This window comes from Micromonospora sp. C81 (assembly GCF_018070425.1).
Taxonomy (GTDB): domain Bacteria; phylum Actinomycetota; class Actinomycetes; order Mycobacteriales; family Micromonosporaceae; genus Micromonospora; species Micromonospora zamorensis.
This window is the reverse complement of sequence record NZ_JAGPXS010000012.1, coordinates 31,104-51,220: the sequence shown is the minus strand read 5'-3', so window position 1 is coordinate 51,220 and position 20,117 is coordinate 31,104. Positions and strand designations below refer to the sequence as shown.

The window sequence follows — 20,117 nt, the reverse complement described above, 5'->3', positions numbered from 1 at the left end:
CCTGGTCATCCCCAGCGGGTCGACCGCTCCAGCACTGCGGCGAGCGCAGCCCGCGCCCCGGCGCTCACCTCGGTGACCACGTCGGCCGCCGGCAGGTCCCGGGCCAGCGGGTGCGCCTGCCCGGCCCACAGGTTGGCGATCGACGCGTCCCCGTCGCGGCGGGCAGCGGCGAGCAGCGGACGCGTCAGGTGCAACACCTGGGGGTAGCCAATCGGCGCTGCCGCGTCGTGCTGACGCAGGAAGTCGTTGGTCACGCCACGGGCCCGCTTGCCGGTGAACGACCGGGTCAACGCGGTCGGCGCGGCACCGGCCACCGCCGCCCGGTGCATCGGCGAGCTGCCCGCCTCCGGGCAACGCAGGAACGCCGTGCCGAGCTGCGCGGCGGCGGCACCGGCAGACAGCACGGCGGCCACCGCGGGGCCGTCGACGATGCCGCCCGCCGCCACCAGCGGCAGATCGCAACCAGCGGCGACCAGGCGGAGCAACGGCAGCAGCGCGTAGTCGTCGTCGTCCGGCAGGCCGCCACGATGCCCACCGGCCTCGGTGCCCTGCACCACCACCGCGTCCACCCCCAGGCCTGCGGCGGCCGTCGCGGCGCCCGGGCGGGTGACCGTGGCCCACACCTCGGTGCCCCGCTCGCGCAGGGCGGCCACCACCGCCCGATCGGGCAGCCCGAACACGAAGGACACGACCGGGACCGGGTCCGCGAGCAGCGCGGCCAGCTTTTCCGGGTACGCGTCGTCGCCGCCCACCGGTGCGCCCAGGCTCACCCCGCGCTCTGCGGCCAGCGGGGCGAGCCGTTGCGCGTACGCCTGGATGGCGGCCTCGTCGACGCCGCCGGGGTCGGGCAGGAAGAGGTTGACGCCGAACGGCCGGTCGGTGCGCGCACGGACCTCGGCGACGTCGGCGACCAGACGGCCGGTGTCGATCATCCCGGCGGCCAGGAAGCCCAGCCCACCGGCCGCGGAGACGGCTGCCGCGAGCGGCGGCGTGGACGGGCCGCCGGCCATCGGGGCGGCGACGATCGGGTGACGCAACGTGGACAGCACGGACATGCACCCATCCTGCCGCAACGACCCGCCCACTCACGGACGCGCGGTGTACCTCCACCGCAGCACACCGGCCAGTGCCAGCAGGCCCAGCAGGGTCCCGCCTCCAGCCATCAGCAGCCAGGTCCGGCCGCCCAGGCCGATGGTGTCCTCGGCGATCGGACGGACGGCGGTGGGCAACACCGGGGCGGCGGACCCCGTCGGGTTTGCGGCGGTGACCGGCCCGTCGGTGGCCGGGTAGCGCAGGATCGTCGGGCGGGTCCCCGGCGGCTGGTCGGCGGATTCGGAGACGGTGAGCAACGACCTGCCGTCGCGACTGTAGGTGATCGACTCGCCCTGGGGTTCGTCCGGCAACGGGGTGATCCGCGGGGTGCCGGAGGTCAACGCCTTGACCACGTCGCCGTCGGGCACGTCGTACTCGAAGGCGTCGGCGTAGCTGCGCAGCACCACCCGACGCCCGTCCGGCGCGTTCGCCGCGCCGGTGACCACACCCCGCCCGATGAACGAGAACGGGTTGCTGGTGTCGGTCATAGGCAGGGCCACCTGGCCGGCCGGGGCCAGCGGTGTCGTCGCGCCCGGCCGCAGCGCGGTGCTCGGCGCGTACAGGAAGACCGTGCCGCTGCCGCCCTTGGTGACGATCAGGGGCTGGCCGTCCGAGTCGAGCAGCAACGCCTCGGCGTCGTGCGGGCGGTCCGGGTACGCCATCCGGTGCAGCACCGGCTTGTCCTTCCCAGGCGCGAGCCGCCACACCGCGACGCTGGTGCGGGAGCGGTCGTTGTCGCCGATGTCGGCGACCCAGACGGTGCCGTCCCGGCCGATGGCCAGGTCCTCGGTGTCGCGGGGCTGGGACGGGTAGGACACCGTGCGGACCACCGCGCAGCGCTGGTCGAGGAAGAAGATCCGGCGGCGGGCCTCGTCGTCGGCGCCGTCGTTGACCACCACGTACCCGTCGTCGGTGGCGACCATCCCGGAGATCTCCTTGAGCCGGTCGTCGCGTATCTGGCACACCGGCGCACCGGCCGCCGCCGCGCCCGCCACCCCTGGCGTGAGCAGCACGGCAGGTGTCACCACGCCGGTGAGCAGGGCCGCCAGCACCGCCCCGACACGGGCACCTCGCCCCCACCTCAACCGCCCGCGTACCCGCATCGCCCACCCTCCTCGTCGCGGCCGCGACCCGGCCACCCGCCCATCCTGGCCGATCCCGGCCACCGGCGGCGGTCATCGGGGGTACGCGCCCGCACCCCTGGTGGATGTAGTGTCGCTCCGCCTCATTCTGGATCTGGAGGGTGGCCATGCCCGGGACCGACACCTCCGCGGCCCGCCGGTTCGGGTGGCTGCCGCTGCACCGCCTCGGCCGTCCGGCCACGGGCGCGGCCGTCGCCTGGGTGCCGCTCGCCGCGATCATCTGCGGCCTCTTCACCGGCGCGTTGGTCAGTCGGGCCGCCTGGGAGACCTCCCGGCCGCAACCCGACCGGGCCGAGGCCGGCGCCGTTCTGGCCACGGTCTTTCCCGGCCACAGCCTCGGCGAGATCGACACTCCGCCCGCGCTCTTCGTGGTCTACGGGCACGCGCTGCGTCTGACCACCGTGAAGACCCTGGTGTTGGGTGACGGCGGGGAATACCAGGAGAGCGCCACCAGCGCCGCAGCCCTCGGCGCGCCGCCGGTGCCCACCGAGCAGATCGTCGCGGTGGCCCGGCAGCGCCTGACCGGTGCCGGCTGGCAGGTGTACGACCCGCAGGTGACCGAGGGCACGACCTGCGCCGACAAGACGTGTGCCACTCCGCGGGCGATCACCGACACCACACTGCTCGCCCGGCGTGGCGACACCATCCTGAACGCCTCGGTCTCGTCGCAGACCGCCGTCGACGCCCCCTACCTGTCGGTCGAGCTGCGCCGCGCGCCACCGCCCCTGGTGGTCCCCGCCGGGGTGCTCGGGACGTTGCTGGGGGCGGTGGCGGGTTGGTGGGTGTTCGGCTGGGCCAGCCGGCGCACCGAGGGACGACGTCGACGCGGCACGGTGAACGTCCTGGCCGGGGTGGCCGTGGTGCTGTGGTGGCTGCCGGTGCTGCTGGCTGCCCCGCAGCTGCTGCGCCACCACCTCGGCGAGCCGCACCCGGCGTGGCACCCGTTCTGGGAGTGGCTGGGCCAGCCGGCTGCCTCGTTGCTCTTCCTGGTCGGCGCGCTGTGCGTGCTGCTGGCGCTCGGGCTGGCCGCCGGAGCCCGCCGGGACGCCAGGTCCGCCGCCCCGGTCGGCTGACCGCCGCCGGCCGCGACCGCGCGCCGGTCACGGGCCGCCCAGGGCCGGTCCCACCGGGTACGGCGTGGGACCGGCCGCGACGGGGAGAGTTCGCCGTCACCGACCCGACGCGGGCGTCCGTTACCGGGTGGACCAGCGCTGCGCTCCGGTGCCGTTGCACGTCAGGAGCTGCGTGGTCGTGCCGTTGGCCGTGCCGGCGGAGGTCACGCTCACGCACTTGCCGGCGGAGGTGAGCACGATCGTCCCGTCCGTGCGGAAGGTGAAGCGCTGCGCGGCGGTGCCGTTGCACGTCCAGATCTGCACCCGGGTGCCGTCGGCGCTGGCTCCGCCGTTCACGTCCAGGCACCGGTCGCCGTAGACCCGCAGTTCCCCGGCGGCGGTACGGGTCCAGCGCTGGTTGGTGTTGCCGTGGCAGTCCCAGATGATGGTGGGGGCACCAGCGGTGGTGCTGGCGCCGGAGACGTCCAGGCAACGTCCGGAGGTGGGATTGACCAGGCCGACCGGGGTGCCCACCGGCGGCCCGCCCGCCGGGACCAGGCTGTCGGGCACCGAGCGCAGCGCGTCGTACCAGCGGGCGGCCATCTTGTCGTACCCGCCGGCGTTGGGGTGGACGCCGTCCGCGAGGTCCGCGGTGGTGAGCGCGGCGTGCATGTCGACCAGGTGCACCTTGCTGCCCTTCTGCGCCACGATGCCGGGGATCGCCGCGTTGTACGCCTGCACCCGGGCCTCCCGGTTCGGGTCGGACTCCGGCGTGATGGTGGCGACGAAGATGTCCGCACCCGGGGCCGTCGACCTGATCTTGTCGATGAGACCGGAGAGGCGGGCCGGCGCGTTGGCCACGTCGTAGTTCTGGTTCACGTCGTTCGTGCCGATGTGCAGCAGCACGGTGCGTGGGTCGGTGGCCCGCAACCAGGTGACGATGTTGGCGTCGAGCTGGTCGATGCGCCAGCCCGAGTGACCCTCGTGGTCGTGGTCACCGAGGCTGGCCGGCCCGTTGAACCCCGAGCCGACGAAGTCGACCGTGTAACCGCCACCGGCCAGGCGCTGCCACAGGTTGATCCGGTACCCGCCGGGCACGTTGTACCCGTCGGTGATCGAGTCACCGAGTGGCATCACGCGTACGCCGCCGTTCGACTCGGCCTGGGCGGGCGCGACCTGTGCCAGCGCCAGCACGGCGCCGAGGACCAGTCCGAAGCCGCCGGCAGCGGCTCGTCGTGCGTTCCATCGCATGGGTGTTCCCTCTCCTCGCAGGTGGTCCGGGACCTCGGAGGGGTGCGGTCCGCCGAGAACAGCAACGCCCCGACACATCCATTGATGCTTGACGATCGTCGGGGTGCCCGGGACAGGGAACGGCACGGGCGCGAGCCGAACGCCGCGCTGGCTGCGCCGAACGGTCCCGCAGACCAGTCCCGGCTGACTGACGAGGCGCCTCCACCCAGGCGTGCCAGCGGCAGCGGCGGGTAGGCAGCAGCCCGGCGGCATGTCGACACCCGCCGGTCAGGAGGCTCCGATGAGCACGTACCGGGATGATCAGGGCGACACGTTTCCGCCCCCGGAGGCGGATGCCCAAGAGCAGCGGCAGAACGCCGTCGACTACGGGCCGCCGGACCGGGTGTCGGGTGACATCGACCCGGAAGCGTCCGAGGCGGATCTGGCCGAGCAGGGCGCGCTCCCGGCGGGCACGCTCGAGGAGACGACGTCGCTGCCGGCCGACGCCAACCCGGCCGACGCCCTCGAACAGCGCCAGGAAATCCCCACCCGCGACGAGGGCCGTCGCACCTGACCATGCACGCCGCCGGCCCGGCCGTCCACGCCGGGGGGCAGGGCCGCCAACGCGTGTGATGCCTGTGAGTCATCAAGATGACTCACAGGCATCACGCTCGTGCGGACGTCGCCACCCGGAGGCTCGGCTCAACCAGCCACGCCCGACCAACCGGCGAAGCCGGCCAGCCAGGGTCAACCGGCGACGACCTGCCAGAGCAGGAAGGCGTTGAGCGCGACCACCAGGACGGCCACCAGGGACGCGGCGGCGGTGGTGAGCGGGTGGTTGACCAGGTTGCCCATCAGGTCGCGTCGGCGGGTGAAGGCGACCACCGGGATCAGCGCGAACGGGATGCCGAAACTCAGGATCACCTGGGACAGCACCAGCGCCTGGGTCGGGTCGAGACCGATGGCGAGCACGGCCAGAGCGGGCAGCAGGGTGACGAGCCGGCGGAGCAGCAGTGGGACCCGCCGCCGCAGGAAGCCCTGCATGATCACCTCCCCGGCGTAGGTGCCGACGCTGGTGGAGGCGAGCCCGGACACCAGCAGGGCGATGGCGAAGCCGAACGCCGCGGCGGTGCCGATGGTCTGGCCGAGCCCGGCGTGCACGCCCTCCAGGCTGTCCGCGCCACCTGGGCCGCCGCCACGGAAGCTGGCGGCGGCGATCAGCAGCATGGCGAGGTTGACCGCGCCGGCGGCGCTCAGGGCGAGCAGCACGTCGGCGCGTTGGCCACGGAACAGGATCCGACGCTCGGTGTCGTCGGTGGCGGGGATGCGGTCGCGGGTCAGCGCGGAGTGCACGTAGATGACGTGCGGCATGACGGTGGCACCGAGGATGCCGGCGGCCAGCAGCACGCTGTCGGTGCCCTGGAGCCGAGGCACCAGGCCGGCCACTGCCGATCCCGGATCGGAGTTGGCCGCGAGCAGGTTCGCCGCGAACGCCAGGACGATCACACCGAGGCCCACCGCGATGGCGATCTCGAAGGCGCGGAATCCGCGCGACCGCAGCGCGAGCACGGCGAACGCGAGGGTGCCGATGATGAGCCCGCCGGGCAGCAGTGGGATGCCGAAGAGCAGGTACAGGGCGACCGCGCCGCCGATCACCTCGGCCAGGTCGGTGGCCATGGCGACCAACTCGGCCTGCACCCACATCACCCGGTTCACCGGCCGGGGCAGCCGCTCCCGGCACAGCTCGGGCAGGCTGCGCCCGGTGGCCAGACCCAGCTTCGCGGTGAGTGTCTGCACCAGCATCGCCATCAGGTTGGCTACGACCACGACCCAGACCAGCAGGTAGCCGTAGCGTGCGCCGGCGGCGGAGTTGGTGGCGAAGTTGCCCGGGTCGACGTACGCCACGGCGGCGACGAACGCGGGGCCGAGCAGGATCAACCGGCCGCGTACCCGCCCACGTGCGCGGGCCACCTGTAGTGGAGTCGCCCTCGACGTCGTCAGCTCGTTGGTGACCATCGCACACCTCCCCGTCCACACGGATTGCTGCCGGTCCTTTCCCCTCGGGCTGACCCGTCGGTGCCAACCTCTGGCCTGCCGGTGCCACCGCCGTCGACATGCGGGGACATCGCCTGTGACGCGCCGTACCGGAGCGGACACGCCGCGCCGGCCTTGACAGCGCCCCGGCCGCCGATGAAGCTGTCTATTAGTCCTACTGTCGTAGGACAACAGGAAGGATCATCGCGAGTGATCGAGTTCGTACTGGACAGCCGGTCGAAGGTGAACACCTACATGCAGCTCGTGCAGCAGGTGAAACAGGCTCTGCGGGTCGGCCTGCTGACGCCGGGCGACCAGCTGCCGAAGGTTCGGGACGTCGCACAATCCCTGGCGATCAACCCGAACACGGTGCTGAAGGCGTACCGGGAATTGGAGATCGAGGGTCTGGTCGGCGGCCGACCCGGGGTGGGCACGTTCGTCCAGCGCACCCTGGCCGGCGCCTCCCTGCCCAACCAGGCCGAGCTACGCGACGACCTGGTCGCCTGGCTGGACCGGGCGCAGGCCGCCGGCCTCACGGCCGAGGACGTCATCGCCCTGGTGGAGACCACCCTGCGCGCCACCCTCGCCGACGACGTCCCGCGGAAGGAGCACGCATGAGCGGAACGAGAGGACAGAGAATGGACATGGTCTTGGAGGCCGACCGGCTGGGCAAGCGGTACGGCAGCACCTGGGCGTTGCGGGACTGCTCGCTGCACCTGCCGGCCGGTCGGATCGCCGCGCTGGTCGGCCCGAACGGCGCGGGCAAGAGCACACTGCTGCACCTGGCCGTCGGCCTGCTCAGGCCCGATGCGGGCGCGGTCCGGGTCTTCGGCAGATCCCCGTACGGCGACACGGAGGGCCTGGCCGACATCGGGTTCGTCGCCCAGGACACCCCGCTGTACCGGGACTTCACCGCCGCCGAACTGGTCATCGCCGGCGGCAAGCTGAACAAGCGGTGGGACGCCGCGTTGGCCCGCCAGCGGCTGGCGCAGCTCGGCATCCCACCGGACCGACCGGTCGGCAAACTCTCCGGCGGCCAACGGGCCCAGGTGGCGCTCGCCCTCGCGCTGGCCAAGCAGCCCCTGCTGCTGCTGCTCGACGAGCCGGTGGCCAGCCTCGACCCCCTGGCCCGGCGGGAGTTCCTCCAGTCGTTGATGGGCAGCGTGGCGGACTCCGGCACCACCGTCCTGCTCTCGTCGCACCTGCTGGCCGACCTGGAACGGGTCTGCGACTACCTGATCGTGCTCAACTCGGCCCAGGTGCAGCTCACCGGCACGGTCGACGACCTGGTCGCCGGGCACCGGCACCTGGTCGGCCCTCGGCACGACGGCGGCGTCATCGGGGGCGTCGCCGCCGTGGTCCGGGCCAGCCACACCGACCGGCAGTCCACGCTGCTGGTCCGCACCGACGGCCCGGTCACCGACCCGGCCTGGACGGTCCGCGAGGTCAGCCTGGAGGACGTCGTGCTGGCCTACCTGGCCGACGGCACCACGCAGACCAGTCACAGCGAGTGGGGAGTGGCAGCATGATCTGGCTGACCTGGCGGCAACACCGCAAGCAGGCGTTCTACACCCTGCTGGGGCTCGCGGCGCTCGCCGCTCTGCTGGTGCCGATCGGCCTGGCGATGCGGCACACCTTCGCCGACCTCGGGTTGACGGACTGCGCACGCCAGCTCGCGGACACCAATGTGGCGACGGCGACCCGGGAGGCCTGCGACGCGGGCTTCCGGCGTTTCGGCAACCAGTACGGCAGCCTCAACCTGGTGGCCGTGCTGTTGATCACCCTGCCGGCGCTGGTCGGCCTGTTCTGGGGTGCCCCGCTGGTCGCCCGCGAGGTGGAGCACGGCACGCACCGGTTCGTCTGGACCCAGGGCGTCGGCCGCACCCGCTGGGCTCTGGTGAAGTTCGGGCTGGTGAGCGCGGCCGTGGTGATCCTCGCGGCGGTGTACGGGTTGGGCATGTCGTGGTGGGTCGACCCGCTCACCCAGGCCGCGTACGAGGGCCGGTTCGGCATGATCGTCTTCGACCTGCAGGGCATCGTCCCGATCGGGTACACGCTGTTCGCCGTGGCGCTGGGCGTCTTCGCCGGCACCGTCTGGAAGCGGATGCTGCCCGCCATGGGCATCACCCTCGCCGGGTTCATCGGCGTACGGGCGGCGGTGGAGCTCCTCGCCCGACGGCACTACCAGCCCGCCCGCACCCAGACCTTCCCGATCGAGGGAGAAGGGCCACCGGAGATGAGCCGGGGAGACTGGATCCTCGCCCAGGGCGTCCGGAACCCCGACGGCACGATGATCGCCGAGGGCGGCCGGATCCAGTGCCCACCGGGTGGCAAGGGGCCGGAGGGCCGGGTCTGCGGTGCGGAACTGGGACTTGAGCCGGGCGCGTACAACTGGCAGTTGTACCAACCGGCGGACCGGTTCTGGCTGTTCCAGGGCATCGAGACGGGCGTCTTCGTCGCTCTCGCCCTGCTGCTGCTCTATCTCGCGGTGCGCCGGATCCGCCGGATCGCGTAGCCGGGCGACGGGTGCTCGTCGGGGGGCGGGGGCCTCGACGAGCACCCGTCAGCACAGTCGGATTCCGGCCCGTCGCCAACGGACCGCGCCCCCGGTGGGTCGACCACCGGGGGCACATTCGTCGAGCGGGTCAGCCGGCCAGTCGCCGGTAGCGGGCGACCGAGAGCGGCAGGAAGACCGCGACCAGGACGACCGGCCAGAGCACCGCCAGCCACGGATAGTGCTGCGCCGCCCACGAGTCACCGCCCCAACCGGGGTTGCCGAACAGCTCGCGGGTCGCGCCGACGGTTGCCGACAGCGGGTTCCAGGCGGCCACCGCACCGAGCCACGCGGGCATGGTGGACGGTGCGACGAACGCGTTGGAGAGGAAGCCGAGCGGAAACTCCAGGGTCTGCACGGCCACCACGGCCGTCTGCCCGCGGGTGACCAGGCCGAGGAAGATGCCGACCCAGATCAGGGCGAAGCGCAGCAGCAGGATCAGTCCCACCGCCGCGAGCGTGGCACCGGCCCCGCCGTGCGCCCGCCACCCGATGGCGAGACCGGTCAACAGCAGGACCGCGAGGGTGACCAGGGCGAACAGCATGTCGGCCACGGCCCGGGCCACCAGCGGGGCCAGCGGTGAGACGGGCATCGATCGGAGCCGGTCGGTCACCCCGCGCTCCAGGTCCTCGGCGACGGCGATCGTGGTGAGGCTGATGCCGAACACCATGGTCATCACGTACATGCCGGGCATCAGGAACTCCCGGTAGCTGCCGCCGCCGGGCACCTGCAACGCACCACCGAACAGGTAGGCGAACATCAGCACGATCAGGATGTTGAAGCCGAGCGAGGCGATCAGCGGGCCGGGATCACGTCGCCACCGGGCCAGGGCGCGCCAGATCAGGGTGCCGCTGTCGGTCAGGAGGGCGGGCCGGCCGGGTGTCAGGTCCACCGTCGGGGCCGGCATGCTCGTCGCGCTCATGCCGCCACCTCCTCGGCGGTCCGGGTCCGGTGCCCGGTGAGGTGCAGGAACACGTCGTCCAGGGTGGGACGGCGCAGCGCGACGTCCGCCACCGCGACGTTCCCGGCGTCGAGCGCCCGCAACACGTCGACGAGCGCGCCGGCCTGGTGACCGACCCGGACGCTCACCATCCGCCGGTCCACGTCGACCGTCGGCTCGCGGTCGGCCACCCGGCGCACCTGGGCGACGGCGGTGGCGAGGTCGGTCGGGTCCGCGACGACGACCTCGATCCGATCGCCGCCGAGCTGGGTCTTGAGGTCGTCCGGAGTGCCCTCGGCGATCACCCGGCCGGCCTCGACCACCGAGATCCGGTCGGCGAGCTGGTCGGCCTCGTCCAGGTGCTGGGTGGTGAGCAGCACTGTGGTGCCGGTGCGCACCAACTCCCGGACCGACTCCCACACCTCGTTGCGGCCACGCGGGTCCAGCCCGGTGGTGGGTTCGTCGAGGAAGAGGACCGCGGGAGCCAGGATCATGCCGGCGGCCAGGTCGAGGCGACGGCGCATGCCCCCCGAGTACGTGCTGACCGGCTGCTCGGCCGCGTCGGCGAGACCGAAGCGCTCCAGCAGTTCGTCCGCCCGCTGCCGGGCCCGGCTGCGACCGAGGTGGAACAGCCGGCCGAAGAGCACAAGGTTCTGCCGGCCGCTCAGCGCCCCGTCGAGCGCGGGGTTTTGCCCTACCAGCCCGATCCGGTAGCGGACCTGGTCGGGCTGGCGGGTCACGTCGAACCCGGCGACCTCGGCGCGGCCCTCGTCCAGCCGCAGCAGGGTGGACAGGATCCGTACCGAGGTGGTCTTGCCGGCTCCGTTCGGGCCGAGCAGGCCGCACACCGTGCCCTGCCGCACCCGCAGGTCGAAGCCGTCCAGGGCGGAGCGGTCCCGATATCGCTTACGCAGCCCTTCCGCCACTATCGCGTCGTCTCTCGTCGTCACAGCGCTCCCCTCCCGCAGGCGTCCAACCGCCGTTACCGTACAACATACGGTAGGGAATACGGGAACGTTGCCTCGATTAGGTTCGGCAGATGACGATCTCCTTGGACGGTCGGCGGTTCCGGGCCGTGGCGGACGTGGTGGCCGGCGAGGTGGGCACGCAGACCGTGTTCGCGTACCACGAACGGGCCGGCGAGGTGTGGGCCGAGTACGCCGGCGGATCCATCCGACGCGGCCACCTGGTCGGCACCCGTACCGGCAACCGGCTGGACTTCCGGTACGTCCAACTCAACAGCGACGGTCAGACGTCCTCGGGGCACTGCGTCTCGGAGGTGTCGGTGCTGCCCGACGGTCGGGTCCGGCTGCACGAGACCTGGTCGTGGGAGTCCCGGCCGGGCAGCGGCAGCAGCGTGGTGGAGGAGGTCCCGGCTCCCTGACGGTTCGCCGACGGGGCAGTCGCGGCTACGCGGGCTCGGTGCTCGCGGCCTGGCCGACGACACCGACGTTGAGCGGGTCGGCCAGGAGCTTGTCGAACGCCAACTCGGCGGCGCCGATCAGGACGGCGTCGCGGCCGAGGGCCGCCGCGCGCAGCCGCAGGTGCTCGCGGGAGGCCGGCAGCGGCATGGTGTCCAGTCGATCGCGTACCACCTCGGCACCCGCGGTGAAGATGTCGCGGAGAGTTCCACCGAACACCACGGCGTCCGGGTTGACCACGTTGACCAGGTTGGCCACACCGAAGCCGAGCCAGTCGGCGACCTGCTCGACCGCCTCCCGGGCGGTCCGGTCCCCTTCCGCGGCCGCGCGCAGCACCTCGGCCACCGCCCCACGGTCGCTCGGGTCCAGGCCCGCGTGCCGCAGCAACGCGGCTTCGGAGATCTCGGTCTCCCAGCAGCCGCGTGAGCCGCAGCCGCAGGGCAGACCGTTCGGGTTGACGACCATGTGGCCGACCTTGCCGCTGTGGCCACGGTGGCCGATGATCAGTCGACCGCCGACGATGATGCCGGCACTGATGCCCCGGTCGCCGTGCAGGTAGATGACGTCGTCGATGCCCACCGCCACGCCCCGTACGTGCTCGGCCAGACCTGCGATGTCGGCCAGGTCACCGGCCACGAACCCCGGGCCGGCGCGGAACTCCGCCGCCAGCGCGGTGCCGAGCGTCTCGTCCACGCCGGCGATCCGGATCCTGCCGTCCGGTTCCCGGGTGGTGTCGGTGACCGCGACCGCGCCACCGACCAGCAACGCGTCGGGGGCCACGGAGCGTTCCATGTCACGGACCAGGTCGGCGAGAGGCCCGACGGCGCCGATCGCCGACATGCCACCGGGTCGAGGGATCTCTCGCAGATCGAGGATCTGCCCACCGAGACCGACCCGGGCGGCGCGCAGCCGGTCGGCGTCGATGCTCAGGGCGTGTGCGTAGACCCGGTCGGAGCGGGGGCTGACCACCAGCGAGGGCCTGCCGGCGCGGCGGGCGGTGGTGGGCGCCTCCTCGGTGACCAGTCCGCTGGCCACCAGATCGGCAGCGAGGGCGCCGATGGTGCTGCGATTGAGGCCGAGCCGACCGGTGAGCTCGGCCCGGGACGTCGGCCCGTGCAGGTGGACGTAGCGCAGCACGGCGCCGAGGTTCTGTCGCCGGATCTCCTCCTGGCTGGCGCCGGGGACGGACGGCAGCGGGGAGTCGGTGTTGCGGCCGACGCCGGCTGGCCTGGACCGGACGGGTGACGCCACGGTCAGACCTCCTTCCGGGTCGGTGCCGGGTGGTGCGGGGCTGTCAGGACGACGATGGGTCCCGGAAGAGGAGATCCGGGACCCATCGGCGTTGCTGCCTACCGTGCGGTGATTACTTGGTGAGCGGCGCGAGCTTCGGGTCGCTGGCGTACGCCTCAGCCGCGTTCGCCTTGGTGACGGCGACCGGCGGGAGCAGGTACGTGTCGACGACCTTGCTGCCGTTGTTGTAGGACTTGGTGTCGTTCACCTGCGGGGCGTTACCGGCCTGGAGAGCCTTGACCATGTTGATGGTCTCCTTCACCAGGTTGCGGGTGTCCTTGTTGATCGTCATGTACTGCTCGCCAGCGACGATCGACTTGACCGACTCAACCTCGGAGTCCTGACCGGTGACGACCGGGGTCGGCTTGCCAGCACCCTTGACCGAGGTCAGGATGGCGCGGGCCAGCGTGTCGTTCGGGGAGAGGACGCCGTCCAGCTCCTTGTTGCCGTAGGTCGAGGTCAGCAGCTGGTCCATGCGGGCCTGCGCACCCTCGGCCTTCCAGCCCTGGATGGCGGTCTGCTTGACGTCCTTCTGACCCGAGGCGACGACCACGTTGCCCTTGTCGATCTCCGGCTTGAGCACGTCCATCGCGCCGTTGAAGAAGACACCGGCGTTGTTGTCGTCCGGCGAGCCGGAGAACAGCTCGATGTTGTACGGGCCGTTCGGCTTCTTGGCCTTCATGCCTTCCAGCAGGGCCTGGCCCTGGAGCTGGCCGACCTTGAAGTTGTCGAACGCGACGTAGTAGTCGAGGTCCGGGGTGTTGGTGATCAGCCGGTCGTAGGCGATGACCTTCACGCCGGCCTGGTGGGCCGCCGCGACCTGGGTCGACAGCTGCGCGGCGTCGGTCGCGCCGATGACGATGACCTTGGCACCCTTGGTGACCATGGCGGTGATCTGAGCCTGCTGGTCGGCGACAGTGGTCGACGCGCCGGCGTACTGCACGTCACCCTGGAAGCCGGCCTCCTTGAGGCCGTTGGTGAACAGGTCACCGGCGAGGACCCAGTTCTCCGAGGTCTTGGCCGGGAGGGCCACGCCGATCAGCGAGTTCGCCGCGAAGCCCTTGGCGGCCTCGCCGCCGGAGTCGCTGTCGCCGTCACGGCCGGAGCCGCAGCCGGCGAGGGCCAGCATGGCGGCGGCGCTGATGGCCACCACCGACGTGCCGAAGAATTTACGCATGGTGAGGACTTGCCTTTCTAGATGGTGAGGCGGGTGGAGAGGTCGGTGGCCGTCAGCCGGACACCGCTGCCTTGGCGGGCTCGCGCTCCGCGTCCGGCGGTGAGGCGGGTGGGGCGGAGTCGTCGCGGCGGAAGGGCCGCATCAGGCTCCCGACGATCGAGAAGCGCCCCTGGCTCTTGTTGTAGACGTCGATCGCGACTGCCAGCAGCAGGACCAGGCCCTTGATGATCTGGACGCGGTCGGTGCCGACACCCATGAGCTGGAGGCCGTTGTTGAGCACGGCCATGACGAGACCACCGACGATGGAGCCGCTGATGGTGCCGATACCGCCGGCGACTGCCGCGCCACCGATGAAGACCGCGGCGATGGCGTCCAGCTCCCAGCCGTTGCCGTCCTGCGGACCGGAGGCCGCCGAACGGGCCACGAAGATCATGCCGGCCAGTGCGGCCAGGACGGACATGTTCATCATGACGAAGAAGTTGACCCGCTTGAGCTTCACGCCGGACAGCTCGGCCGCCCGGGAGTTGCCGCCCACCGCGTAGATGTGCCGGCCACCGGCAGTGTTGCGGGTGTAGAAGGAGTACGCGATCACCAGGACCAGCAGGATGATGCCGGAGATCGGGAAGCTGGTGCCGACGCGACCGCTGGCGAAGCGCAGCGCCGCGAAGGCGATCACGCCGACCATGATGGCCATCCGCAGGATGGAGATCCACATCGGCGCCGGGTCGGCGTCCATCGCCCGTCGGGTCTTGCGGGCCTGGATCTCGCGCCACACCACCGCCACCGCCGCGATCAGACCGAGCAGCAGCGTGGCGTTGTTGTAGCCGGTGTTCGGACCGAACTCCGGAAGGAAGCCGGAGCCGATCTCCCGGAAGCCCTCCGGCACCGGGACGGTGCTCGCGTTACCGATGAACTGGTTGCCGCCGCGGAACAGCAGCATGCCCGCCAGGGTGACGATGAACGCCGGCACCCCGATGTAGGCCACCCAGAAGCCCTGCCAGGCGCCGATCACCGCGCCGATCGCGAGGCCGAACAGGATGGCGGCGGGCCAGGGCAGGTCCCACTCGGTCATCGACTTGGCGACCAGGATGCCCGCGAAGGCGGCGACGGAGCCGACCGACAGGTCGATGTGCCCGGCGACGATCACCATGAGCATGCCGATGGCCAGGATCAGAATGTAGGAATTCTGCTGGAACAGCGCGATCAGGTTGTCCGACCGCAGGGTGAGGCCATCGGTCAGGATCTGGAACAGGACGACGATCGCCACCAGGGTGAAGATCATTCCGAACTGTCGAGCGTTGGAGGTGGTGCCTCCGAACAGGTTCTTCTGAAGGTCCTTCAATCGGCTCATCGTGTGGCCATCTTCTTCGTCGAGGTCATCTGCTTCATGAGGTTTTCCGGGGTGGCGTCCGCCCGGGCGATCTCGCCCGTGATGGCACCTTCGAACACGGTGTAGATGCGGTCGCACAGCCCGATCAGCTCAGGCAGCTCCGAGGAGATGACGATGACGCCCTTCCCCTGGTCGGCGAGCCGCTGGATGATGCCGTAGATCTCGTACTTGGCACCCACGTCGATGCCGCGTGTCGGCTCGTCGAGGATCAGCAGGTCCGGGTCGGTGAACATCCACTTCGCCAGGACGACCTTCTGTTGGTTGCCGCCGGAGAGCTTGGAGACGCTCTCGTCGACCGTTGGGGCCTTGGTCCGCAACTCCTTGCGGTACGACTCGGCCGCCTGGTATTCCTCGACCTCGCTCAGGACGCCGCGGTGCGAAATCTTGGACAGCTTGGCCGAGACCGTCGAGGCCTTGATGTCGTCGAGCAGGTTGAGGCCGATCGCCTTGCGGTCCTCGCTGACGTACGCGAGCCCGTTGTCGATCGCGTCCGCGACCGACTTCAGGACGATCTCCTTGCCGTCCTTGATGATGGTGCCCGACTCGAACACCCCGTACGAGCGGCCGAAGATGCTCATCGCGAGTTCGGTACGGCCCGCGCCCATCAGACCGGCGAAGCCGACGATCTCGCCGCGGCGCACCACGAAGCTCTCGTTCTTGCAGACCTGCCGGTCGGCGGAGATCGGGTGCCGGACGTTCCAGTTGCGAACCTCGAAGAAGACCTCGCCGATCTTCGGCGTGTGGTCCGGGAACCGACTGCTCAGCTCTCGCCCGACCATGCCCCGCACGATCCGGTCCTCGTCGACCCCGTCCGCCTTGACGTCGAGGGTCTCCACGGTCCGGCCGTCGCGCAGGATGGTGATCTGGTCCGCGATCGCCTCGATCTCGTTGAGCTTGTGCGAGATCATGATCGAGGTGATGCCGCGGGAGCGGAACCCACGCAGCAGGTCCAGCAGGTGCTTGGAGTCGGCCTCGTTCAGCGCCGCGGTGGGCTCGTCCAGGATGAGCAGCTTCACGTCCTTGGCGAACGCCTTGGCGATCTCCACGAGCTGCTGCTTGCCGACCCCGATGTCCTTGATCAGGGTGTCCGGGTCCTCTTGCAGACCGACCCGGGCCATCAGGTCCAGCGCCATCCGGTTCGCGGCCTTCCAGTCGATCGCGCCCCGCTTGCGCGGTTCGTTGCCGAGGAAGATGTTCTCGGCGATCGACATTCCGGGAATGAGCGCGAGCTCCTGGTGGATGATCACGATGCCGGCGTTCTCACTGGCCCGGATGTCGGAGAACTTGCTCTCCGACCCCTGGTAGATGATCTGGCCGTCGTAGGTGCCGTGCGGGTAGACCCCGCTGAGCACCTTCATCAGGGTGGACTTGCCCGCACCGTTCTCGCCGCAGATGGCATGGATCTCGCCGGCGCGAACCACCAGGTTGACGTCGGAGAGGGCCTTGACTCCAGGGAACTCCTTGGTGATGGAGCGCATCTCAAGGAGGATGGGCACGTCGCTCATCGCTCGTACCACCTCGCCAACGTCATCGGTTGCCTCCGGAAGGTTGAACCTTCACTTGGTTTTGTTGTTGACGGCAACGTATTGCGGCCAGAGGGTCATCCGCAAGGCGAGGGCCTGTTGAAAATGTAACAATCCGGCAATATAGACGTCACACTGTCTTCGCCCGTCACAGCCGCCCCCGCAGTCACTCCGGGCACCCTCGCGCGCCGGTGGCAACGTTGTCAAATGGCAGCGACGCCGCCGTTGGCTCCAGCCGCCCTTGACAAGCCCCACCACCAGGGGTGATCCACAGCGGCCGGACAAACAACGACCCACCCGCGCGCCCGCCACCATCGAAAGATCTTGATCGGACCGCGACGCCGACACCTCCTCGGGGCCGCCACGGCGATCCTCGCCGAACGGTGTGACCCACGCCTCTGCGGATGACCCGGATCGACGACGGTCGCCGTGACACGCCCACCACCAGGAGAGGGATCCGCGCCTTAACGCCCATTAAGGCCGATTCGCGGCCGTCGACCGCGATCCGACCGGTCAGCTCGGGCGCAGCACCGCCTTGATCACGCCGTTCTCTCTGCGGTCGAAGCTGCGATAGAAATCGGGAGCGTCGTCAAGGGTGCCGTGGTGGGTGACGATCATGCTGGGCCGCGCTCGGCCCGCAACGACCAGGTCCCGCAGCAGGACGGTGTAGCGGCGGTCGTGGGTGCGACCGAACCGGACCGCCACTCCCTTGCTGAACAGCGCTCCCCACGGCGCGACCAGGTTCTCGTGACCGTCCGCGCCAGGGCCGGGGTGTGGGTCCCGGTCCGGGTACACACCGGCGACCGCGATCGCGCCAGCGGCATTGACCAGTCGGGCCGCGTCGGCGATGACCTGGTTCGGACGCTCCTGCTCGGGGTGCTCCCGGTCACGGGCCTGGAACCCGACCGCGTCGATGACCTTGTCCACCCCGCCCAGCTTCTCCTCGCCGAGCGGCAGCCCGGTCCGGGCCCGGTCGGCGCGGATCTGCTCGACCGGGTCGCCCCGGCGGAAGTCGATCGGCACGGCGCCCATCTCGCCGGCCTTGTCGAGCCGGGCGTCGACACCGTCGACGCAGTACACGACCCGGGCACCCCGCAGCAGCGCCGAGTACGCGCTCAGCAGACCGATGGTGCCGGCGCCGAACACGGCCACCGTGTCACCCGGCTCGACCCCGGCGAGGGTGGCCGCGGCGTGCCACCCGGTGACGAACGCGTCGGCGAGCAGCACGAAGTCGTCCTCGTACGCGTCCCCCGGCTCCCCGGGCACGGGTACGCAGTTGGCGTCGGCCCACGGCACGCGCAGCAGGTCGGCCTGGGCGCCCCGGTACGGACCCATTCCGGCGTAGCCGTACGCCGCGCCCGGCCCCTCGGCACGGGCCCGCAGACAGGCTGCCGAGAGCCCTCGCGCGCACATCACGCACGTCCCGCAGAACAGGTGCGTGGGGATCACCACCCGCGTGCCCGGCCGGACGGTCTGCACCGCGCTGCCGACCTCCTGCACCACACCCAACGGTTCGTGACCCAGCACGAGGCCGGGCTCGGCGCTGGTCCGTCCGTCGTACATGTGCAGGTCGGTGCCGCAGAGGGCGGCGGAGGTGATCCGCACGACCGCGTCGGTCTCCGCCTCCAGCGTCGCGTCGGGCACTTCCCGCACGGCGACGGTCCGGACGCCCGTGTAGACGACGGCTCTCATCCCGGCACTCCTGTTCGGCAGCGGAAGGCCGGTCTTCCCCCGACTGCGCCGTTCATGCCGCTGCAATCGGCAACCAGATTGCGGCGGTGCTATCTTAGGAGTCCTAAGTTATTTCCTAGCCAGCCAAAGGACCGTTATGCCACGGCAGGGACTGACCAGCGCGCGCGTCTCGGCCGCCGCAGCCGAGCTGGCGGACTCGGTTGGCCTGTCCCGGTTGACCGTCGCGGCCGTCGCCCGGCATTTCGGCGTCTCGGACGCCGCCCTGTACGTGCACGTCCGCAGCCGGGACGCGTTGATCGAGCAGGTCGCGGTCCGCGCGGCGGCCGGGTTCGCCGACGCACTCGCGATCGCCGTGGCTGGTCGGGCGGGCCACCAGGCCCTCGTCGGGTTCGCCGACGCCTGGCGCGCGTTCGCCGTCACGCACCCGGGGCAGTACGCCGCGACCCAGCTCCCGTTGCCGGCCGAGGTCGGCACGAGTTCGACGGGGCACCTGCGCCTCATCGAGCTGAGCTACGCGATGCTGCGCGGTTACGGGCTCGACGAGCCCGCTCTGACCGACGCGTTGCGATTCGTCCGCAGCACCCTGCACGGTTTCGTGAGTCTCGAGACGGCGGACGGCTTCGGGCATCCCCGCGCCGTCGACGCGTCCTGGCACTCGATCCTCGACGCGGTGCACACCACAGTGAGCAACTGGCCGACCGGAACGCGGGAGCAGCAGTGACCAGTCACGATCACCATGTCGAGTCGGCCGACGGGACCCGCCTGGTGGTCCGGCGTCTGGGTGCCGGCGACCCCGTCGTCCTCGTGCACGGCTCGGGCGGCGGGCTGCACTCCTGGGCCACTGTCGCGGACGACCTGGCCCACGACCACGAGGTGTGGATGCCGGCCCGGCGCGGCTACGGTCCCAGCGACGTCCCGCCCGGCCCCAAGTCCTTCGCGGAGGAGACCGCCGACCTGACCGCCGTCATTGCGGCGGCCCGCCAGCCGTCCGGCAAGCCGGTCCATCTCGTCGGGGCGTCCTACGGCGCGACAGTGGCGTTGCACACCGCCTCGGCCGATCCGCGCGACGTACGCTCGCTGGCCGTCTTCGAGCCGCCGCTCTTCGCGGCCGGAGCGGAGGTCGCACCCCTGCTCGACGCGTACCGTGCCGCCTTCGAGCGCGACGACGCCGGGGCGATGGCAGCGGCGTTGAACGGCGTGACACGGGTTCCGGCTGAGGTCGTCGCCGCCTTCGCCGCCGCGGCCGGCGACCGGACGCCCGACCCGGTCGAGGCGCGGCGGTCGGCGATCGGTTGGCTGCACGATCTCGAGGCCCTCGCCGGGGACAGCACGGACATCGCCCGGTGGTCCTCGATCACCGTGCCGACTCTCGTGCTGTCCGGCGCCGACACGTGGGAGCCGATGCCCACGACGACGCACACCCTCGCGGCCACGATTCCGGCCGCGCGCCACGTCGTCTGGCCGGGCCAGTCACACTTCGCGACGATGACGGCACCAGCTCTCGTCGCCGACGCCCTGCGGCAGTTCTTCGCCGAGATCTCGGCGACCTAGCCGAGCCGAGACCCCGACGCCGACGTGAC

Annotated in this window: 19 protein-coding genes; 8 read left to right on the top strand and 11 right to left on the bottom strand. The window is 71.1% G+C overall.

Annotated elements, in window-relative coordinates:
* Positions 1-5 precede the first annotated feature (5 nt).
* Both KBX46_RS20030 and KBX46_RS20025 read right to left on the bottom strand, forming a co-directional pair.
* Positions 6-1,055, bottom strand: a complete 1,050-nt coding sequence (locus KBX46_RS20030) for a nitronate monooxygenase family protein (RefSeq protein ID WP_210793621.1) — start codon at positions 1,053-1,055, stop codon at positions 6-8.
* A gap of 30 nt (positions 1,056-1,085) precedes the next feature.
* A complete protein-coding gene (locus KBX46_RS20025) occupies positions 1,086-2,195 on the bottom strand; it encodes a hypothetical protein (protein WP_247667850.1) in 1,110 nt (369 codons plus the stop codon).
* A 146-nt stretch (positions 2,196-2,341) separates the two neighbouring features.
* On the opposite strand from KBX46_RS20025, the gene KBX46_RS20020 reads away from it, so the two are divergent.
* Positions 2,342-3,307, top strand: a complete 966-nt coding sequence (locus KBX46_RS20020) for a hypothetical protein (RefSeq protein ID WP_210793620.1) — start codon at positions 2,342-2,344, stop codon at positions 3,305-3,307.
* A gap of 120 nt (positions 3,308-3,427) precedes the next feature.
* On the opposite strand, the gene KBX46_RS20015 is transcribed toward KBX46_RS20020, so the two are convergent.
* On the bottom strand, positions 3,428-4,537 hold the full coding sequence (locus KBX46_RS20015) for a ricin-type beta-trefoil lectin domain protein (protein WP_099851868.1): 1,110 nt from the start codon (positions 4,535-4,537) through the stop codon (positions 3,428-3,430).
* 280 nt (positions 4,538-4,817) lie between these two features.
* Between KBX46_RS20015 and KBX46_RS20010 the strand changes: the two genes are divergently transcribed.
* Positions 4,818-5,090 carry a hypothetical protein gene (locus tag KBX46_RS20010; protein WP_210793619.1) on the top strand — a complete coding sequence of 91 codons (273 nt, stop codon included), beginning with the start codon at positions 4,818-4,820 and terminating at the stop codon, positions 5,088-5,090.
* Positions 5,091-5,263: 173 nt separating this feature from the next.
* On the opposite strand, the gene KBX46_RS20005 is transcribed toward KBX46_RS20010, so the two are convergent.
* Positions 5,264-6,532: an Nramp family divalent metal transporter gene (locus KBX46_RS20005; RefSeq protein ID WP_210793618.1), complete on the bottom strand. Its 1,269-nt coding sequence runs from the start codon at positions 6,530-6,532 to the stop codon at positions 5,264-5,266.
* 228 nt (positions 6,533-6,760) lie between these two features.
* On the opposite strand from KBX46_RS20005, the gene KBX46_RS20000 reads away from it, so the two are divergent.
* Genes KBX46_RS20000 through KBX46_RS19990 form a run of 3 tightly spaced genes read left to right on the top strand, consistent with a single transcriptional unit; the run spans position 6,761 to position 9,065 of the window.
* Positions 6,761-7,168, top strand: coding sequence for a GntR family transcriptional regulator (locus KBX46_RS20000; RefSeq protein WP_088947160.1), 408 nt, complete (start codon positions 6,761-6,763; stop codon positions 7,166-7,168).
* 20 nt (positions 7,169-7,188) lie between these two features.
* Positions 7,189-8,079 (top strand): ABC transporter ATP-binding protein, encoded by an 891-nt coding sequence (locus KBX46_RS19995; protein ID WP_210793617.1) that lies wholly within the window; start codon positions 7,189-7,191, stop codon positions 8,077-8,079.
* A complete protein-coding gene (locus KBX46_RS19990) occupies positions 8,076-9,065 on the top strand; it encodes an ABC transporter permease (protein WP_210793616.1) in 990 nt (329 codons plus the stop codon). The genes KBX46_RS19995 and KBX46_RS19990 overlap by 4 nt, the downstream gene beginning before the upstream one ends.
* Before the next feature lie 130 nt (positions 9,066-9,195).
* Here the strand turns inward: KBX46_RS19990 and KBX46_RS19985 are convergent, their stop codons facing one another.
* Complete coding sequence (locus tag KBX46_RS19985) at positions 9,196-10,026, bottom strand: ABC transporter permease (RefSeq protein ID WP_210793615.1); 831 nt, start codon at positions 10,024-10,026, stop codon at positions 9,196-9,198.
* Positions 10,023-10,994: an ATP-binding cassette domain-containing protein gene (locus tag KBX46_RS19980; RefSeq protein ID WP_210793614.1), complete on the bottom strand. Its 972-nt coding sequence runs from the start codon at positions 10,992-10,994 to the stop codon at positions 10,023-10,025. The genes KBX46_RS19985 and KBX46_RS19980 overlap by 4 nt, the downstream gene beginning before the upstream one ends.
* Positions 10,995-11,083: 89 nt before the next feature.
* Between KBX46_RS19980 and KBX46_RS19975 the strand changes: the two genes are divergently transcribed.
* Positions 11,084-11,428: a hypothetical protein gene (locus tag KBX46_RS19975; protein ID WP_210793613.1), complete on the top strand. Its 345-nt coding sequence runs from the start codon at positions 11,084-11,086 to the stop codon at positions 11,426-11,428.
* A 25-nt stretch (positions 11,429-11,453) separates the two neighbouring features.
* Here KBX46_RS19975 and KBX46_RS19970 read toward each other — a convergent pair whose 3' ends face one another.
* The 5 genes from KBX46_RS19970 to KBX46_RS19950 form a co-directional block, all read right to left on the bottom strand.
* Positions 11,454-12,659, bottom strand: coding sequence for an ROK family transcriptional regulator (locus KBX46_RS19970; RefSeq protein ID WP_247667863.1), 1,206 nt, complete (start codon positions 12,657-12,659; stop codon positions 11,454-11,456).
* A 169-nt stretch (positions 12,660-12,828) separates the two neighbouring features.
* Positions 12,829-13,932: a sugar-binding protein gene (locus KBX46_RS19965; protein ID WP_210793611.1), complete on the bottom strand. Its 1,104-nt coding sequence runs from the start codon at positions 13,930-13,932 to the stop codon at positions 12,829-12,831.
* 52 nt (positions 13,933-13,984) lie between these two features.
* Positions 13,985-15,283 carry a multiple monosaccharide ABC transporter permease gene (mmsB, locus tag KBX46_RS19960; RefSeq protein ID WP_210793610.1) on the bottom strand — a complete coding sequence of 433 codons (1,299 nt, stop codon included), beginning with the start codon at positions 15,281-15,283 and terminating at the stop codon, positions 13,985-13,987.
* Positions 15,280-16,827 carry a multiple monosaccharide ABC transporter ATP-binding protein gene (gene mmsA / locus KBX46_RS19955; RefSeq protein ID WP_210793609.1) on the bottom strand — a complete coding sequence of 516 codons (1,548 nt, stop codon included), beginning with the start codon at positions 16,825-16,827 and terminating at the stop codon, positions 15,280-15,282. The genes mmsB and mmsA overlap by 4 nt, the downstream gene beginning before the upstream one ends.
* A 531-nt stretch (positions 16,828-17,358) precedes the next feature.
* Positions 17,359-18,537, bottom strand: a complete 1,179-nt coding sequence (locus tag KBX46_RS19950) for a glutathione-independent formaldehyde dehydrogenase (RefSeq protein WP_210793608.1) — start codon at positions 18,535-18,537, stop codon at positions 17,359-17,361.
* 136 nt (positions 18,538-18,673) lie between these two features.
* On the opposite strand from KBX46_RS19950, the gene KBX46_RS19945 reads away from it, so the two are divergent.
* On the top strand, positions 18,674-19,258 hold the full coding sequence (locus tag KBX46_RS19945) for a TetR/AcrR family transcriptional regulator (protein WP_210793607.1): 585 nt from the start codon (positions 18,674-18,676) through the stop codon (positions 19,256-19,258).
* A complete protein-coding gene (locus tag KBX46_RS19940; protein ID WP_210793606.1) occupies positions 19,255-20,088 on the top strand; it encodes an alpha/beta fold hydrolase in 834 nt (277 codons plus the stop codon). The genes KBX46_RS19945 and KBX46_RS19940 overlap by 4 nt, the downstream gene beginning before the upstream one ends.
* The last annotated feature ends 29 nt before the right edge of the window (positions 20,089-20,117 follow it).

Excerpts from the sequence above, each read along its gene's own strand:
- mmsB (WP_210793610.1), bottom strand. The coding sequence starts at position 15,283 with ATGAGCCGATTGAAGGACCTTCAGAAGAACCTGTTCGGAGGCACCACC.
- KBX46_RS20020 (WP_210793620.1), top strand. The coding sequence starts at position 2,342 with ATGCCCGGGACCGACACCTCCGCGGCCCGCCGGTTCGGGTGGCTGCCG.
- KBX46_RS19975 (WP_210793613.1), top strand. The coding sequence starts at position 11,084 with ATGACGATCTCCTTGGACGGTCGGCGGTTCCGGGCCGTGGCGGACGTG.
- KBX46_RS20015 (WP_099851868.1), bottom strand. The coding sequence starts at position 4,537 with ATGCGATGGAACGCACGACGAGCCGCTGCCGGCGGCTTCGGACTGGTC.
- KBX46_RS19995 (WP_210793617.1), top strand. The coding sequence starts at position 7,189 with ATGGACATGGTCTTGGAGGCCGACCGGCTGGGCAAGCGGTACGGCAGC.
- KBX46_RS20030 (WP_210793621.1), bottom strand. The coding sequence starts at position 1,055 with ATGTCCGTGCTGTCCACGTTGCGTCACCCGATCGTCGCCGCCCCGATG.
- KBX46_RS20005 (WP_210793618.1), bottom strand. The coding sequence starts at position 6,532 with ATGGTCACCAACGAGCTGACGACGTCGAGGGCGACTCCACTACAGGTG.
- KBX46_RS19945 (WP_210793607.1), top strand. The coding sequence starts at position 18,674 with ATGCCACGGCAGGGACTGACCAGCGCGCGCGTCTCGGCCGCCGCAGCC.
- mmsA (WP_210793609.1), bottom strand. The coding sequence starts at position 16,827 with ATGAGCGACGTGCCCATCCTCCTTGAGATGCGCTCCATCACCAAGGAG.
- KBX46_RS19950 (WP_210793608.1), bottom strand. The coding sequence starts at position 18,537 with ATGAGAGCCGTCGTCTACACGGGCGTCCGGACCGTCGCCGTGCGGGAA.
- KBX46_RS19965 (WP_210793611.1), bottom strand. The coding sequence starts at position 13,932 with ATGCGTAAATTCTTCGGCACGTCGGTGGTGGCCATCAGCGCCGCCGCC.
- KBX46_RS19990 (WP_210793616.1), top strand. The coding sequence starts at position 8,076 with ATGATCTGGCTGACCTGGCGGCAACACCGCAAGCAGGCGTTCTACACC.
- KBX46_RS19985 (WP_210793615.1), bottom strand. The coding sequence starts at position 10,026 with ATGAGCGCGACGAGCATGCCGGCCCCGACGGTGGACCTGACACCCGGC.
- KBX46_RS20025 (WP_247667850.1), bottom strand. The coding sequence starts at position 2,195 with ATGCGGGTACGCGGGCGGTTGAGGTGGGGGCGAGGTGCCCGTGTCGGG.
- KBX46_RS20010 (WP_210793619.1), top strand. The coding sequence starts at position 4,818 with ATGAGCACGTACCGGGATGATCAGGGCGACACGTTTCCGCCCCCGGAG.